The sequence below is a fragment of the Candidatus Dorea massiliensis AP6 genome (assembly GCF_964245105.1).
GTDB classification, from domain to species: domain Bacteria; phylum Bacillota; class Clostridia; order Lachnospirales; family Lachnospiraceae; genus Laedolimicola; species Laedolimicola intestinihominis.
Genome location: NZ_CAXTKW010000011.1, coordinates 74886 through 92299, shown reverse-complemented (window position 1 = coordinate 92299; position 17414 = coordinate 74886). Strand labels below are relative to the sequence as shown.

Genomic DNA, 17414 nt, shown 5'->3' with positions numbered 1-17414 from the left:
CCAATGAAAGAAGAACATAGATATTATCGGACTTGCAGGAGCCTGTTCTTATGCTTTGGACTGTATAGAAGCAGAGTTGGTAAATATCAAAAACAAACATGGAAAAAGAGTGGCTTATATAAGTATACGCATGGCTGAATATTGGAAAATTCAAGGTGATGAATTACAAGATCTAGCCATGTGTGCTTTACTGCATGATAATGCTTTGACACAATATATTTCGGAAGAACTGAAAAAGGATTTCGTCATTAATTGTAACACTTGACAATATGCATACGTAGAGGAAACGCATCAAGTGCTTGCTAAGCGAAACTTTGTGCTGGCAGTAAGAGGAGGTATCTTTAGTGATAAACCAACTGCTTACCGTAAGCTCAACCGTCAGAGAAGCGTATTTCCAAGTGATACAGCTCGGAAAATCTTTTTAAGCAGGCCCTTACCATTGAGGAGCTTCCAGTTCAAATCACCGATGAGAAGATTATCTTTCCATGGTTTTCTTCCCCATTAACAGCAGAAGAGGTCACTGCTTATACGCAACTGATCGCTGCCTTGGGAGAAATGGCAAAAACAGCCAAGCGGGTTACCTTGAAGGAAAAAGAAGTGGAGAAATCTGCGGATGATGGCAGGCTTATTTTTGTTTGAGGTTTCAAACTTTTATGTGACAAACGTAACTGTCTGTGATATTATAAAAACGATATAAGCGAAAATGAGGTATAGTTACTTGCAGATAGAGAAGTATATTGCGGATAAAATAACATCTTTGTGTGAAAAGCGTGATATCAGTAAATATAGATTATCGTAGCTGTCGGGAATTTCCCAGTCGTCACTGGGAAGAATCATGGCGCAGGAAAACCTGCCGTCGCTGATCACACTTGAAAAAATATGTACAGCATTAGGCGTGACATTATCACAGTTTTTTCAAGAAGGTAATTCAGAGAATCTGACAGAAGAGCAGAAAGAAGTTTTAAGGATATGGAACGATCTGAGTACAAATGAGCAGGAAACAGTGATGTCAATGCTGCGTGGACTTCAGAAGTAGAAGAACAGTTCGAGTATATGTAGCGGCTGTTCTTTTTTTGCATAAGTATTAAAGCTATAATAAGGAAATCGGCAAACCAGATGAAAGTCTGGGACGCAAAGCTACAGGGCCTGTAAAATGGCAGCCAGTTGCATGAAATGAGGTGCACTGTCTGTTTGGCAGTGCTTTTTTATGGTAGAGCACTTGAATAAGTAATACAGAAGCTGTTTGGAAAAATATTGTGAAAAATAGCGGGGAGGTTATTGACAATTAATGAATGTAAAATTAAAATCGGGAAGCAAGCAACTGTAGCCTAGAGGAGGGGAGAAAGATGAAGAAGTGCAAATTAGTACAGAATATAATGAATTTCAAATTTTGTTACATTATATTTTGCACAATGATATGTTTTATTGTTTTATCCGTTCCTACATTTGCCAAAGAAAACTCTGACAATGTTATCCGGGTAGGATCTTTTGAAGAAACTTATAATACCGTCAATGAAAAGGGGGAAAGAAGCGGCTATGGTTATGAGTATCTTCAAGATATTGCAGGTTATGCAGGATGGACATATAAATACATAACAAGTGATTGGAAAAACTGCTTTACACAGTTGGAAAATGGAGAGATTGATATTCTTGGTGACATTTCCTATACAGACGAACGTGCTGAAAATATGCTTTTTTCCGATATGCCTATGGGGGAAGAGAAATACTACATCTATACGGATGCATCCAATATGGATCTTACAGCAGGAAATTTGGATTCTTTTGAGGGAAAAAATATTGGTGTGTCTAAAGATAATATAGTGGAGGACGTGCTTAATGAATGGGAATCAAAATATGGTCTGCATACGAAGCATATCAATGTTTCTACAACCACAGAAATTATGGACAAACTGTCGAAACATGAAATTGACTGCTTCGTTTCGGTAGAAGAATCCCGTTGGGAAGAATCTGATATTTCGCCTGTTGCAAGTATTGGAGAGACAGAAATCTATTTTGCCATAAATCCCAAACGTCCGGATATCAAAGAAGCACTGGATAGTGCTATGCGCAGAATCAAGGATGACAACCCATTTTACACAGATGATCTCTACAGGCGTTATCTTTCTGCACAGAGCAGCTCGTTTCTTTCAAAAGAAGAAAGTGAGTGGATCGGGCAGCATGGTGCAATCCGGATAGGGTATCTGAATCAGGATGGAGGTATCAGCAGTGTAGATCCATCAACAGGTAAACTGACAGGTGTTATTACAGATTATGTGGATCTTGCAGAAAATTGTCTGCAAGGTCAGACTCTGGAATTTGAATTAAATGGATATGAGACAAGAAGTGAACTGCTTCAGGCATTGCAGGATGGAAAAATAGACCTGATTTTTCATGCAAACCAGAATCCATACTTTGCAGAAACAAATGGATTTGCTTTGTCGGACACGCTATTGACTCTCAATATGGCAGCAATTACGGCAAAGGATTCTTTTGATGAAAATAAAGAGAATACAGTTGCCGTTGAAAAAGATAATTTTACATTGAAAGCATATCTTTCATACAATTATCCGCAATGGGAGGTTGTGGAATATGAGACATCAGATGCAGCAGTAAAAGCAATGCAGAAAGGGGAGACGGATTGTATTGTAAGCAATTCAGGTACTGTTTCAGACTATTTGAAAAATAATAAGCTTCATAGTGTTTTCCTGACAAAAGAAGCTGATGTTCCATTTGCTATTCAGCAGGGAGAACCGGTTCTTTTGTCCATTCTGAATAAAACACTGACATCTATGCCTACAACTCAATTTTCAGGTGCAGTAGTTTCGTATAATGCTTCTTCACGAAAAGTTACATTGAAGGATTTTATTCAGGACAATTTACTGACAGTTTCACTTGTCGCTGGAATTTCTTTTTTCGTTGTTCTGTGTATAATTCTTGATTCTTTGAAAAAATCAAAACGTGCGGAAGAAAAATTCAAGAAGTCTGCTGAGCAGGCATTGAAGCTGAATCAGGAGCTTGAAGAAAAACAGCAGGAATTACAAAATGCACTTGTAGAAGCACAGAGTGCCAATAAGGCTAAGACTTCCTTTTTAAATAACATGTCTCATGATATCAGAACACCGATCAATGGTATTATTGGCATGCTTACGATTCTTGAGAAAAGCGGAAATGATGCTGAGCGGGCAAAGGATTGTATGAATAAAATACATGAGTCATCGAAACTGCTACTATCATTGATAAATGATGTTTTAGATATGGCAAAGTTAGAATCAGATACAGTGGTTTTTGGTGATGAATCCATCAATCTGGCTCAGGTATGTCAGGAAATCACGGAGTCACTATCTTTTCAGGCAGAAGAAAAAGGACTTCATGTTATAGGAGAACATGATGATTACAGTGGTATATATGTTTGGAGCAATGCAGTTCATCTGAAAAAAGTATTGATGAATCTGTTTACAAACAGTATGAAGTACAATAAGGTGAATGGTTCTATTTACATGAGTATGAGAACGATTGAAAGATCAGAAACTCACATGACATGTGAATTTAAAATAAGAGATAATGGAATTGGAATGTCAGAAGAATTTATAAAAAATGAATTGTTTACTCCATTTGTACAGGCAGATAATTCCCCACGTTCTGATTATAATGGGACAGGTCTGGGAATGCCTATTGTGAAACAACTTGTAGAAAAGATGGGCGGAACCATAACAGTTGAAAGCAAGCTTGGTGAAGGAAGCTGTTTTACTGTAATACTTCCATTTAAAATTGATACGAATGCACGGCCGGAAGAAAAAGAAGATTTTGATGCAGATATATCAGATATCCGGGTATTGCTGGTTGAAGATAATGAGCTGAATGTGGAAATAGCAGAATTTATGCTGACGGAAAATGGAGCTAAAGTAGAAACAGTGAACAATGGGTTAGAAGCTGTTCAGCATTTTGAAGCTTCCGAACCGGGAACATACGATGTTATTTTAATGGATGTTATGATGCCGGTGATGGATGGTCTTACTGCTGCAAGAACAATAAGAGACCTGGAACGGCAAGATGCAAAAACAATCCCTATCATTGCTATGACTGCAAATGCATTCAGGGAAGATGCCGAAAGGTGTATGGAAGCAGGAATGAACGCACATCTTGCAAAGCCGTTGGATGATGAAAAAATTAAGCAGACCATAAGCAAAGAGTTGAGAAAGCAAAATGCCTGTCATAAATGATTATGAGGCAACCGCAGCAATCAGGAGCCTTCCAGATGCATGGGAAAAGCAGACAGGAAACATAGAGAGGATTTTGTTATGACAGAAATTAAATATATATTTCCGAAGCAACTGCAGTCTGTGGCTGCTTTAGCTTTTATAGCCGTGCTGCTCGTTCTGCTTCTTATCCTGACTGTAATGGTACATATGAGGAACAGAAAACTGAAAAGTACGTTGGAAGAACAGATGGCGGAAAGACGGCTTTTGGATAAGATATGTGCAGATTTTACGGCTGTCTATTATGTTGAATTAAATACCGGTTCCTTTGAAATTCTCCATATAAACGATGGAACCAACGTAAAAAAAATGAATCTGAAACAGGGTGATAATTTCAATTCTTCTGCTGACCAATATGCGGTTCAATATCTGTATGATAAAGAAAGACAGGAATTTAAGGACTGGATTTCGACAGGGCATCTAAAGGAACAGCTTTCCCGGAAGAAGCGCATTACATACCATTATAGAAGTAAACCGAATCCGAACCAGCATGAATTTTTTGAGGCACAGGCAGTCAAAATATACGAGGATGAGAAAAATTTTTTCGCACTGGTGGGTTTTCGGCATATTGATGATATCATGGAAAAAGAAACTACGATCCAGAATCAATTAAAGCAGGCACTGGATGAGACACGGCTGAGTAATGAAATAATTTCGGCAATTGCCAAGAGTTACTGTTCTATCTACAGGATTGATGTGCAGAAAGATTTTTTTGAAGAGGTATCAAATGACAGTGAAATACACAAACTGACAGGAAACAGAGGATGTGCAACGGAAAAACTGTATCAGCTTTGTGATACAATGGTTGCACCGGAATACCGTCCGCTGATACGTCCATTTCTGGATATTTCTACACTTTCAGAGAGATTAAAGACGGAAGAATGTATTTCTACAGAATACAGAATGTGCGATGGCAGCTGGCACAGGATGCTTTTTACTGTAAAAAAACGGGATCAGTCTGGAAATGTTACCCATGTTTTATGTACGGTCCGTAGTATCAGCGATTCCAAAAGACGTGAAGAGGATCTTAACTTTGCAGCGGAAGCAGCAAAGCGGGAAGCCGAAATGAAAACAAGGTTTCTGGCAACTATGAGTCATGATATCCGCACACCACTGAACGGTATTATCGGTATGGTAAATATGGGAAATCAGTACGCAGATGATCTGCAGATGCAGCAGAAGATCAGAGAAAAGGAAATGGAAGCCCTGAAATATCTGGTATCTCTGGTAAATGATGTGTTGGATATGAATAAACTACAGAGCGGAGATTTGAAGGACCAGCAGCTAACCTTTGATCTGACAAAGGTACTGCGGGAACTGAACCAGATTTATGATGAGCGGGCTGCCAAGAAAGGCATCCGGTATGAGATTGACTGGAAAAATGGTATATACAGTCACAGCACTCTGGTTGGAAACCCGGTATATCTTGGAAGGATTCTGTCGAATATTATGGACAATGCCATAAAATTCAGTCAGGCGGGTAGTGTGCTCACGGTCGGGGTTAAGGAAGAAACTCTGGATGATGACAGAGCAAATTTCACTTTCTACTGTAAAGACCAGGGTGTGGGTATGAGTGAAGATTTTATTGCACATGCTTTTGATATGTTCTCTCAGGAAAGCGAGACAAGCAGATCCAGGTATGAAGGCACCGGACTGGGGCTTGCAATTACGAAGCAACTCGTGGACAGAATGGATGGAAGTATTGAACTGAAGAGCAAAGCAGGTGTCGGGACAACAGTTAATGTAAAAATTCCGTTCAAAATTGGCACGCAGGATAAAAACAGTAATTTATCAGATAAGCCAGTAAGCCTTGATGATTATTCGGTAGAAAGCATGCGGGTATTGGTTGTGGAAGACAATGAGTTGAACATGGAAATTTTCAGATGTATATTGGAAGACAGCGGTATGGAAGTTACATGTGCAGTAGACGGGCAGGAAGCAGTTGAAATCTTCGAGAAATCTGCACCGGATTATTTTGGGGTAATTTATATGGATATTATGATGCCGAGGATGAATGGTCTGGATGCGGCAAGGACAATCAGGGAAATGAAAAGAAGGGATGCCAGGAGGGTTCCGATCATTGCAATGTCCGCAAATGCCTTTGCAGAAGACATTATCAACAGCCGGCTGGCTGGAATGAATGTTCATCTTGCAAAGCCGCTGGATGCGGAAAAAATGATTGTTGCCTTAAAACAATGCATGGCAGATAATAGCGATGTAAAACTGCACGAAGATTTGTAGGAATAAAAAGACAGAGCATATAAAGCTGTTATATGGTCTGTCTTTTTTATTCCTATATATAGCATAAAATAAAAGGATGAATATGTTTTGATGTAAAATGCAAGATCCTTTTGCTCCTTATATAGAAATGAGATATAATGAAAATAACGTTCAACATACTTTAAAAGTGGAGAAATACCATGATTGAAAGCAATATAAAAATGGAAAAGTGGACATTGGAAACATGATGGAAAAGGAGCCATGACCATGGAGAATAACTTAGAAAAAATCAGGCAAGATATGAGTGTTATAATAAAAGATATATATTAGAAAAAGGAAATAAAAAATTGGCAATCGAAGTAGAAATCAAACTGAAAATCCGGGACAGGCAGGCCCTGGCAGCGAAGCTGACCGAGCTGGGCTTCCGCCCCGGCAGGCTGCTGCGGGAGACGGACGTGTACTTCCGCGCAAAGCACCACGATTTTGCAGAGCGGGACGAGGCCCTGCGAGTGCGGGAGACGGAATATCTGGAGACCGGGGAGAAGACGGCGCAGTTGAATTTCAAGGGGCCGAAGCTGGATGACGCCTCCATGACCAGGAGGGAAATGGAGACAAATGTTGGCGATGGCGGGACCGTCCGGGCGATTCTGGAGCAGATTGGCTTTACGCCAGTGATTCCGGTGGAAAAGGTACGGAACTATTTTCACCGGGGACGGCTGACGGCCTGTGTGGATCAGGTGACCGGGCTCGGGGAGTTTCTGGAACTGGAGATTCTGACGGAATCCGAAGAAGGACGGAGCGCGGCACTCACCGAGATAGAAGAAGTATTGCGGCAGATCGGGCATTCTATGGAGGATACGACCCGGATTTCCTATCTGTCGCAGTTATGTTCTAAATTGGAAAATGAAATATAGTCAAATTGTCATTTTTATAAGAGCATAATAGGACAGAGAATTTATTCATATAATAAATTAGCATAAGTACCAAAAGTTTGTAGTCTCTTATTATATAGAATAAAATATATTTTATATGCACAGAAAAGGTGTAAATATAGCAATATAAATTACAAGTCAGGAGAACAAAACCATGGAAGAACACCAGATCCCCCACAAGCGCCGCGTGCGCTACAAGGGCAAATATCCGAAAAAATTTGAAGAAAAATACAAGGAGCATCAGCCTGAAAAATATCAGGATATGGTGGAGCACGTGATCCGGAAGGGCAACACGCCTGCCGGCATGCACATTTCCATTATGGTAGAGGAAATCCTGGATTTCCTGAAAATCCAGCCGGGTGAGACTGGCTTTGACGCTACTCTGGGTTATGGCGGTCATACCAGGGCTATGATGCAGTGCCTGAAGGGACAGGGTCACATGTACGCCACAGACGTGGATCCGGAGGAGTCGGCCAAGACGAAGAAGCGGCTGGAGGATCAGGGCTTCGGCGAGGATATTCTGACCATTAAGCTGCAGAATTTCTGTACCATTGATGAGATTGCGAAAGAAGTGGGCGGTTTCGATTTTGTATTGGCAGATCTGGGAGTTTCTTCCATGCAGATCGACAATCCGAAGCGCGGCTTCTCCTTCAAGGTGGACGGCCCGCTGGATCTGCGCCTGAATCAGCAGAAGGGCATCAGCGCTGCGGAGCGTCTGGACACCATTGACCGGGACGAGCTGGCAGGCATGCTCTATGAAAATTCCGACGAGCCCTACTGCGAGGAGCTGGCGAAGGCCATTACTGATGAGATCCGCCGGGGAAATCGGGTGGATACTACCACAAAGCTGAGGGAGATTATCGAGAAAACGTTGGATTTCCTGCCGGAAAAGGAGAAAAAAGAAACGGTCAAAAAGACTTGCCAGCGGGTATTCCAGGCCCTTCGTATCGACGTAAATCAGGAATTCGAGGTGCTTTATGAGTTCATGGAGAAGCTGCCGGGCGCTCTGAAGCCGGGCGGACGCGCGGCCATTCTGACCTTCCATTCCGGCGAGGACAAGCTGGTGAAGGCAGCCATGAAAGAGGGTTATCGCTCCGGCATTTACAGCAGCTATTCCAAAGACGTAGTGCGTCCATCAGCCGAGGAATGTGTGCGGAATCCCCGGGCCCGCTCCACGAAAATGCGTTGGGTCGTCCGGGCAGAGGAATAAGCAGAAAACAGTCCATTTATGAGAAAACATATCTGTTATGTCAGGTATGAGTCTTGAATAACTGCACGCCGCATTCTCGTTACTTCAGTGATGAGTTAGGCGTGCAAATTTGAAAATAAAAAACAGAACTGATGTTTACTTTCTGTGTTACATATGGTAATATATAAACATGGAAAAAGATATATTTACTATCAGAGAAAACACTCTTTTATATGGTCGAGGTTATGTGTACTCTTTGCAATATCATCTCGTCTGGTGTACAAAATACCGGAAAAAGGTGTTGACAGATGGCCTTGATACAGAATGCAGGGAAATGCTGCAAAAGCTGGCAAAGGAATACCGCTTTCAGATTCTGGCCATGGAGGTTATGCCGGATCATATCCATTTGCTGGTGGATTGTAAACCACAGTTTTTATTTCTGATATGATAAAAATCATGAAAGGAAATCTGGCAAGACAAATGTTTCTTGTACATCCGGAATTAAAGCAGAAGTTGTGGGGCGGGCATTTGTGGAATCCATCTTATTGCGCGGTGACAGTCAGTGATCGGAGCAGGGAACAGGTCCTGGCATACATTGAGGGGCAGAAAGAAAAGCGAAGAAACTAGAAAATGAGGTTTTATCATGCGGATTACATCCAGTTATGGCGTGGAAATAAAAAAACAGAATATTCCCATCCGCCATACGCTGCGGATTTACCGCTCTGCAGTCAGTTATCTGATTCAGGTGTACGCGGAAAGCTGGGAAGAACTTTCCCAGATTGATAACGCAAAGAAGCGGTTTAATGCAGCGGAACATCTGGTGCATGAGACGAAAAAGAACCATGCAAGGTATGATTTCGACCTGCATTTTCCGAAGATGCCATCTTACCTGAGAAGGGCAGCGATACAGCATGCGCTTGGAAGCGTCGCTTCCTATGAAACAAGACTTGATTTATGGAAAAATGGACACCTTACGGGAAAACCGAAGCTGGTTTCGGAAAATCATGCCATGCCGGTATTTTACCGTGACGTCATGTACCGGGAGGCAGAACCGCAGGAGGATGCGGCATATCTGAAGCTGTATGACGGCCACGACTGGAAATGGTTCCGGGTAAAGCTGCTTTATACGGATATGGAATATCTGCGAAAAAACTGGGTTGGGGAAAAGGCCTCTGCTCCTACTCTGGAAAAACGACATCATAAGTATTTTCTGCGCTTTTCTTATACGGAAGAAGTAAGCCTTACTAAAACAGATATCAAAGAACAGACCATTTGCAGTGTGGATCTGGGAATCAATACGGACGCGGTCTGCACCATCATGCAGGCAGACGGAACTGTCCTGGGACGGAAGTTTATCGACTTCCCCAGTGATAAAGACCGGCTGTATCATGTATTGGGCAGAATCCGCAGATTTCAGAGACAGCATGGATCCAGACAGACACAGAGCCGTTGGGCTTACGCAAAGCGGTTGAATATGGAGCTGGCCCGGAAGACAGCGGCGGCCATTACAACCTACGTTGCGGAAAATCATACAGATGTTATCATTTTTGAGTATCTGGAAATGCAGGGCAAGATCAGCGGAACTAAAAAGCAGAGGCTTCATTTATGGAGAAAACGGGATATCCAGAAGCTGTGCGAGCATCAGGCGCACCGGAAAGGAATCCGCGTATCCAGGATCAGCGCCCGAAACACCAGCAGGCTGGCATATGATGGAAGCGGTCCGGTAGTTCGAAATCCGGAGAATCACAGCCTTTGTACCTTTCAGACAGGAAAACAGTATAACTGTGATCTGTCTGCAGCTTATAATATCGGAGCAAGATATTTTATACGGGAATTACTCAAACCCTTTTCGGAAACGGAAAGGTCTTTGCTGGAGGCAAAAGTTCCTTCGGTAAAGCGTAGAACCTCATGTGTCTATGCAGACTTACGGCTGCTCAGTGCAGAACTGGCGAGCCAGAAGGCAGCATAGATACAGGCAGATATACAGTGGACTACCTGAGATGTGGAAACTGGCCGTATCCGGCCAGAAAAGTGCGTAACCGCGCCGATTCTAAGTCGCAGGCGTATCCGCCGATATGAAGTCTTGCCGCTTAAGGCGGCTGAGAAGCACATGACTTTAGTCATGTGAGGTTCACGGAAAGACAAAAGGGCGCTATACTATATAGAAACGCAGCGTGTGAAAAGCCGATAAACGGGAGCGGCAGAGAAGGAACACAGCTTGCGTATATAACAAAAACGGGAGGATTTTATCATGAAAATCGCAGTAACTTATGACAATGGCAATGTATTTCAGCATTTCGGAAAGACCGAGTCTTTCAAGGTATATGAAGTAGAGAATAATCAGGTCGTAAAAAGTGAAGTGATTGGCTCCAACGGAACCGGACACGGCGCTCTGGCAGGACTTCTGGCAGATCAGGGCATCGACGTACTGATTTGCGGCGGCATCGGCGGAGGAGCCCAGGCAGCTCTTGCAGAAGCGGGTGTGGAGCTTTGTTCCGGAGCGGAAGGTGACACGGACGCAGCTGTAGAGGCTTATCTGAAGGGAGAACTGACAAGCGCAGGCGCAACCTGTGACCACCATGATCACGAAGAGGGGCATTCCTGCGGCGATCATGAGGAAGGCGGCTGCGGAGGAGATTGCGGCAGCTCCTGCGGAGGCGGCTGTGGCCAGCCGAAGCTTACCGGACGCAATGTGGGCAAGACCTGCAGAACCCATTACAAGGGAACCTTCAACGACGGCACTCAGTTCGATTCTTCCTACGACCGGGGCGAGCCCCTGGAGTTCGTCTGCGGCGCAGGCCAGATGATCCGCGGCTTCGACGCGGCGGTGGCAGACATGGAGGTAGGCCAGGTGGTGGATATTCACCTGATGCCCGAGGAAGCCTACGGCATGCCGAATCCGGACGCCATTTTCACACTGGAAATCGCTCAGCTTCCGGGCTCTGAGGAGCTGGAGGTGGGCCAGGGCGTATACTTGACCAACCAGTTTGGCCAGCCGTTCCCGGTAAAAGTGGCCGCCAAGGACGAGAAGACCATCACCTTCGACGCCAACCACGAGATGGCGGGTAAGGAGCTGAATTTCAAGATTGAGCTGGTAGAAGTAAAATAAGACAGAAGAAAGATACAGGACATTTTTCGGAAAAACCGGAGATGTCCTGTATTTTTTGTTATGGAATAGGAAATTCCGATAGAATTCCCTATTCCACAAAAGCAAGCAGAGCTTGCAAAGATGCGCACTCGGCGCAGTGGTAGATGGTTGCTGAAGCAACCGTGCCTCGGCGCGAGAATGTGCCAATGGCACATTCTTTCTTATATTAGGAAACACTGTGCTACATTAAAGCGCGAAAGCCATGATTCCTATAGAGCAAAAAACACCTCCGGGGGATCGCACTGCGGCGGAATGGAATGATGTCGGAGAATTGCAGAAGAGAAACTAATTCTTGAAAAAAGACTAAAAATCAGTAAAGTGGGAAAAACTATAGATTGTGAAAAAAATATCTGATAATTTTACTCGCTAAAGCATTGACGCATCACAAAAAAGTGTATATAATTGTGCATTAAGGCTTTAAAAATCCATATGCCAGGACGGTAGGAGGTACAACATGAGCTATTATGACAGAGCTTTGGAGATGAAGGACGAGCTGGTAACCAACCGTCGTTATCTCCATGAAAATGCAGAGGTCGGACTGACGCTTCCGAAGACAAGAGCGTTCATTGAAGAAAAATTGAGAGAGTACGGAATCGAACCGCAGCGCTGCGGCGAGGGCGTGACCGGACTTATCGGAAAGGGCGGCAAGGTGTTGCTTCTGAGAGCAGATATGGACGCATTGGCTATGCCGGAGGAGAGCGGACTTCCCTTTGCTTCCAAGGATCCGAAGGCAGCGCACTGCTGCGGTCATGACATGCACGCTACTATGCTTCTGGGTGCGGCGAAGATGCTCAAAGAACATGAAAGCGAGCTGAAGGGAACCGTCAAGCTGATGTTCCAGCCCGGAGAAGAGTGCCTGAACGGAAGTCTGAATATGCTGGAACATGGAATTCTGGAGAATCCGAAGGTAGACGCAGCTCTTGCATATCATGTGGGACCGGGTCAGTTGCCCATCGGTATGTTTATGTATAATGACAATTCCACCATGATGTTTTCTAATAATTCACTGAAAATCAAGGTTAAGGGAAAAGGCGGTCATGGAGCGCTTCCTCAGAATTGTATTGACCCTATCAGCATCGGGGCACACATTATCATCGCACTTCAGGAAATTATCGCAAGAGAATTTGATCCCCATGATGCCTGTGTTATTACCGTGGGAACCTTCCATGCAGGAACAGCCATGAATATCATCCCGGAAGAGGCGGAGCTGACAGGAACTTTGCGTGCGGACACAAAAGAGGCGCAGCAGAAGCTGATGAAGCGCGTAAAAGAAGTTGCAGAGGCTACCGCAAAGGTATACGGGGCAGATACAGAAGTGGAAATCAGCGCAGGCGGACCGCCGCTTATCTGTGATCCGTCCACTACGAAAGAGTTTGTAGGCTATATGCGTGAGCTGAAGCTGCCGGAAACCATGGAATATCCGAATATCTCCGCAAGCGCGTCGGAGGACTTCGCATTTGTGGCAGAACAGGTACCGTCCACTTTTATGTATCTGTCCAGCGGCTATATGGATGATCGCGGTGCATATTCCGCTCATAATCCCAAGGTACAGTTCAATGAGGAAGTTCTGCCCAGAGGCGCGGCATATCTTGCACACTGCGCGCAGCGCTGGTTGGAAGAGCACGCATAAAAGAGGAAGAGGAGAGGGAGTATGTTTCAGAAGAAAACAAAAGAGGATGATCCGGAAAAACTGACCCATGGCCATGTATTTGCCTACGGCATGGGCGCATTGCCCGCCAATATGAACAATCAGCTGCGAAGCAGCTATCAGCTGTCCTTTATGACAGATATCGCCAAGATTAACCCGGCTATCGCGGGCGCGCTGATGACCATCATGGTTATCTGGGACGCTATCAACGACCCAATTATCGCGGTTCTGGCGGATCGTACCAACACGAAGCGTATGGGTAAATACCGTCCCTGGATGTTCTGGGGCAGTATTTTATTAGGAATTATTACTATTTTGTGCTTTGTAAATCCGGGATTTACGGGAGCCATGAACGCAGGTTATTTCTTCCTGGTGATGTTTATCTACTGCTGGGTGCAGACCATGTTTACGGTATCCTGGCAGGCGCTGAACAGCGTTATGAGTGCAGACCCGCATCAGCGTAACCGTTTGCTGACCTACCGTCAGCTGTTCGGAACCGGAAGCGCCATCGTGGTTTCCATTCTGGTTATGCCCATCGTCAATGGCGCGGCTACGGAGGCAAAGGGCTGGCTGACCATCGCTGCCATTGTCGCTGTCTGTGATATTATCGGTGGTCTGGCCTGCTGTGTGGGCGTCCGGAAGAAGGATTACTACAACAGCCTGCCTGAACCGGAACGGTTTACCTGGAAGGATCAGCTGCATATCGTCGTACATAACAAGCCGCTGCTTCTGGCAGCAGGCGCCTATGGAACTCTGTTCCTGATGATGAATACCATCAATGCGGCGAACATTTATTTCTACCGTATTGCCCTGGGAAGCACTGACATCATCGCGCTTTCCGGCGTTATCAGCCTGGTATTTTCCATTGGTGTTATCCCGTTTGTGCCGGGTATCCTGAAGAAGATGGAGAAGCGTACCATGGCGATGCTTGGCCTTGGTATCTACCTGATTCAGCCCATCGGTTATCTGGTTATGAGAGGTACCCTGCTGGCTGAGACCTATCAGTACAACTCCAAGATCCTGATGATCTTCCTGGTATTGACCGCATTTGGTGCGTTCGGCAATATCGTGGCCAATATCGCTATCGTAGCGTTTATCATGGATGTGGCAGACTACACCGAGTGGAAGTTCCACACCGCACAGGCTGCGTTTGTGAACAGCGCCGTAACCCTTCTGAAGAAGCTGAGCGGTTCTGTCTCCACCCTGGTCGTAGGTATCGCGCTGGCGGCGGTAGGTTATGTAAACTACAGCATTGTAACCCCGCAGCTGAAGTCCATGGTAGTGGATATCTGCATCTGGCTCCTATTCGCCATGGGCATCCTCTGCTTCATCATGCTGAAGGCCTATCCGTTGCATGGTGAGTTCAACACGAAGATGCGTGCGGAGCTGAAGGAGCGCCGGGCAAATAAGAACGTATAGCGGTATAGAAATACTGAAAATAAGACCGTCATTCCTGAAAAAATTTCCCAGGAATGGACGGTCTTATTTTTTGGGAAAATAGTAGTTGACGGACTCTTTAGAATATGCTACATGCATATAACAGTAATAGTTACTATTTTGAAATAAAAAGAAAGGAGATTACATCATGGGAACCAATAAGTACGTCGGAACAAAAACCGAAAAAAATCTGTGGGAGGCCTTTGCGGGCGAGTCCCAGGTGCGCAATAAGTACACTTATTTCGCGTCTGTGGCGAAGAAAGCGGGCTATGAGCAGATCGCGGAGCTGTTTCTGAAGACAGCAGAGAACGAGAAGGAGCATGCGAAGCTCTGGTTCAAGGAGCTGGGTGAGCTGGGCGATACCTCTGAGAACCTGCTTCACGCGGCAGAGGGCGAGAATGCCGAGTGGACGGATATGTACGAGCGCATGGCGAAAGAGGCCGAGGAAGAGGGATTTCAGCAGCTGGCGGAGAAGTTCCGCGGCGTAGGAGCTATTGAGAAGACCCACGAGGAGAGATATCGCGCGCTGCTGCAGAACGTGGAGACCCATCAGGTATTTGAGAAGAGTGGCGTCCAGATCTGGGAGTGCCGGAACTGTGGCCATATCGTAGCAGGCACTGAGGCCCCGAAGGTATGTCCGGTCTGCAACTATCCGCAGAACTATTTCGAGGTTCGGAAAGAAAATTACTAATTTGGAAAAGAATGGACGTAATGGAAAAAACCTGTTACACTGAAGAAAACAACGGAAACATGGAATCTTTATGAAAAATGTCCCCAAAACACGAATTTTCCGCAACTATAAGTAAAAGGAAATATCGTGCGAGAGGAGGAACCCCTATGACCGACAAAAAACTTCTGCACCTGCTGGATCAAAACCCGGAGGAGGGCATGGGCCTTCTAATGGAACAATATATGGGCCTTCTGTGGAGCGCATGTCATCTGTATCTGACGAATCCGGAGGATATCCGGGAGTGCGTACAGGAGACCTTTGCGGATTTTTACGGAAACCGGGAGCGGTTCCGGACGGAAAAGGGGACGATCAAAGCATATCTCTATGTGATTGCCAAGCGAAAGGCCATCCGGATGGCGACCCAGAACGGGAAGCAGAGTGCAGTCCCCCTGGAAATGCTGGAGGAAGCTGCGGCGGACAGCGGCGAGGACGCCATCCTGAACCGGGAGGCGCTGGAGCAGGCCCTTGGCAAGCTGAAGGAGCAGGACAGCCGGATGATCCGGATGCAGTATTACGATGGCCTGACCTGCCGGGAGATCGCCGAGGCCATGCAGCTCCCCGTGGAGACCGTGAAAAAACGGCAGCAGCGAAATCTCAGAAAGCTTCGGCTGGCATTGATGGTTCTGGCAGTACTGGGAATTCTGGGAGCCTGCGCGGCGGCTGTCATCCGGGTTCGGTTCAATCCGGTGACGGGGATCCGGGACGCGGAAGAAGAGATTTACAGAGGGACGACGCTTCCCCTGGAAGTGGAGACCGAATACGGCAGAATTACGGTAGAGTATGCCATCTGGCAGGAACAATCTCTCTATGTGAAAATGACAGTCGTTCACTCGGAGGAGGACGACTGGTTTGATACCGTCCGTGAGAATATCTGGGCGGAAAGTGAGGATGGCACCCACTTGCGTGGTTCAGGTTCCAGCTGTCAGGATCTCCGGAACGGGCTTCTGATTCTGGATTGGGATTTCACTTTCTATAAACCTCAGGAGCAGTTTCTTCTTCATTTGTTTGATCAGACCGTAACGTTACAGATGACAGCGCTTACGGAATACGACAGTCTGGACGCCATCGGCCAGCCGGTGACCCATAAGGGCCGTACCCTGGTGGTAAGCGGGGACTGGAAGGATGAAAATACCTTGCAGTTGAACGCCTGGAGCTATGGGAAGGAACTCTGGAAGATCTGCGGTCTGGGGCATTATCCCATATTGCCGGAGGAACGGGAAAAAGAGGATTATGTACTCTGGCTGCACGACGGCCTGGATGGCAGCGGCAGCTTCACAGCGGAGGTAAGCGCGCAGCAGGGCAAGCCCTATCAGCTGAGGATTCCGGCTGTCTCTCTGAAGGCAGAACTGGGAACGGAGGGTCCGCTTTTTGAGGTGCCCATACCGGCGGAAAATGGCTCGGAAGCAGTGGATATTCCCTTTGAAGTGGGGGAAGACTGCTATCATATCGTGAAAATAGAGCGAAAGGTGACAGAAACAGAGATGGAAGATGGTTCCATCAGGTATGGCACTCAGATACTTTTGTATGTAGAGCCGGTTACCCTGGAGAAGAACACAAAATTATTTTCCATTTCCGCCAGCTGGGGACGGATGAAGACGGGAACATCCTATTCTCTGAACCGGGAAAGCGGTGAGCTGGAAGCAGACGGAGAAACTGCGCCGGTTTTTACGGCTGAGGGAAGCACCTGGCCTCCGGCCACGTATTACGAGGGCGAGTACGCGGAATATCGGCGGGAGCTGATGCTATACTACGGACCGGATGAAGAGATTCCGGAAAAGACCTGGGTTCGCATAGATAAAGTTGTAAAAAACTGGGAGCAAAAATATAGCTATACGATCAGATAAAGGAGTCACC

General features: G+C 45.7%; 11 protein-coding genes, 2 pseudogenes and 1 riboswitch. All 13 genes and pseudogenes read left to right on the top strand.

The window, feature by feature from the left end; all coding sequences use genetic code 11:
• Positions 1 to 16 precede the first annotated feature (16 nt).
• Positions 17 to 253 (top strand): annotated as a pseudogene (locus ACESZP_RS12315) (phosphohydrolase); the annotation flags it as partial.
• A 546-nt stretch (positions 254 to 799) separates the two neighbouring features.
• A complete protein-coding gene (locus ACESZP_RS12310; protein ID WP_499709163.1) occupies positions 800 to 1036 on the top strand; it encodes a helix-turn-helix domain-containing protein in 237 nt (78 codons plus the stop codon).
• 60 nt (positions 1037 to 1096) lie between these two features.
• Positions 1097 to 1172: riboswitch (cyclic di-GMP riboswitch) on the top strand.
• A gap of 174 nt (positions 1173 to 1346) precedes the next feature.
• Positions 1347 to 4220: a response regulator gene (locus tag ACESZP_RS12305; protein ID WP_499709146.1), complete on the top strand. Its 2874-nt coding sequence runs from the start codon at positions 1347 to 1349 to the stop codon at positions 4218 to 4220.
• A 78-nt stretch (positions 4221 to 4298) separates the two neighbouring features.
• Positions 4299 to 6497, top strand: a complete 2199-nt coding sequence (locus tag ACESZP_RS12300) for an ATP-binding protein (protein ID WP_499709145.1) — start codon at positions 4299 to 4301, stop codon at positions 6495 to 6497.
• Positions 6498 to 6823: 326 nt separating this feature from the next.
• Positions 6824 to 7390: a class IV adenylate cyclase gene (gene cyaB / locus ACESZP_RS12295; RefSeq protein WP_499709144.1), complete on the top strand. Its 567-nt coding sequence runs from the start codon at positions 6824 to 6826 to the stop codon at positions 7388 to 7390.
• 172 nt (positions 7391 to 7562) lie between these two features.
• Positions 7563 to 8618 (top strand): 16S rRNA (cytosine(1402)-N(4))-methyltransferase RsmH, encoded by a 1056-nt coding sequence (gene rsmH / locus ACESZP_RS12290; protein WP_178039277.1) that lies wholly within the window; start codon positions 7563 to 7565, stop codon positions 8616 to 8618.
• Positions 8619 to 8787: 169 nt separating this feature from the next.
• Positions 8788 to 9224, top strand: a pseudogene (gene tnpA, locus ACESZP_RS12285) (IS200/IS605 family transposase).
• A 16-nt stretch (positions 9225 to 9240) separates the two neighbouring features.
• A complete protein-coding gene (locus ACESZP_RS12280) occupies positions 9241 to 10566 on the top strand; it encodes a nuclease/transposase family protein (RefSeq protein ID WP_499709143.1) in 1326 nt (441 codons plus the stop codon).
• A 282-nt stretch (positions 10567 to 10848) separates the two neighbouring features.
• Positions 10849 to 11706, top strand: a complete 858-nt coding sequence (locus tag ACESZP_RS12275) for a NifB/NifX family molybdenum-iron cluster-binding protein (protein WP_349164750.1) — start codon at positions 10849 to 10851, stop codon at positions 11704 to 11706.
• A gap of 493 nt (positions 11707 to 12199) precedes the next feature.
• Positions 12200 to 13375: a M20 metallopeptidase family protein gene (locus ACESZP_RS12270; protein ID WP_499709142.1), complete on the top strand. Its 1176-nt coding sequence runs from the start codon at positions 12200 to 12202 to the stop codon at positions 13373 to 13375.
• A gap of 21 nt (positions 13376 to 13396) precedes the next feature.
• Complete coding sequence (locus tag ACESZP_RS12265) at positions 13397 to 14812, top strand: MFS transporter (protein WP_499709141.1); 1416 nt, start codon at positions 13397 to 13399, stop codon at positions 14810 to 14812.
• Between the two features lie 166 nt (positions 14813 to 14978).
• The gene (gene rbr, locus ACESZP_RS12260; RefSeq protein ID WP_499709140.1) at positions 14979 to 15521 is read left to right on the top strand and encodes a rubrerythrin; all 543 of its coding nucleotides are present in this window, start codon (positions 14979 to 14981) and stop codon (positions 15519 to 15521) included.
• Positions 15522 to 15667: 146 nt separating this feature from the next.
• Positions 15668 to 17404 carry an RNA polymerase sigma factor gene (locus tag ACESZP_RS12255; RefSeq protein WP_499709139.1) on the top strand — a complete coding sequence of 579 codons (1737 nt, stop codon included), beginning with the start codon at positions 15668 to 15670 and terminating at the stop codon, positions 17402 to 17404.
• Positions 17405 to 17414 lie beyond the last annotated feature (10 nt).

What these genes read in the sequence shown, in the direction of transcription:
- ACESZP_RS12305 (WP_499709146.1), top strand. Translation starts at nt 1,347, where the DNA reads ATGAAGAAGTGCAAATTAGTACAGAATATAATGAATTTCAAATTTTGT.
- ACESZP_RS12300 (WP_499709145.1), top strand. Translation starts at nt 4,299, where the DNA reads ATGACAGAAATTAAATATATATTTCCGAAGCAACTGCAGTCTGTGGCT.
- rsmH (WP_178039277.1), top strand. Translation starts at nt 7,563, where the DNA reads ATGGAAGAACACCAGATCCCCCACAAGCGCCGCGTGCGCTACAAGGGC.
- ACESZP_RS12280 (WP_499709143.1), top strand. Translation starts at nt 9,241, where the DNA reads ATGCGGATTACATCCAGTTATGGCGTGGAAATAAAAAAACAGAATATT.
- ACESZP_RS12275 (WP_349164750.1), top strand. Translation starts at nt 10,849, where the DNA reads ATGAAAATCGCAGTAACTTATGACAATGGCAATGTATTTCAGCATTTC.
- ACESZP_RS12270 (WP_499709142.1), top strand. Translation starts at nt 12,200, where the DNA reads ATGAGCTATTATGACAGAGCTTTGGAGATGAAGGACGAGCTGGTAACC.
- ACESZP_RS12265 (WP_499709141.1), top strand. Translation starts at nt 13,397, where the DNA reads ATGTTTCAGAAGAAAACAAAAGAGGATGATCCGGAAAAACTGACCCAT.
- rbr (WP_499709140.1), top strand. Translation starts at nt 14,979, where the DNA reads ATGGGAACCAATAAGTACGTCGGAACAAAAACCGAAAAAAATCTGTGG.
- ACESZP_RS12255 (WP_499709139.1), top strand. Translation starts at nt 15,668, where the DNA reads ATGACCGACAAAAAACTTCTGCACCTGCTGGATCAAAACCCGGAGGAG.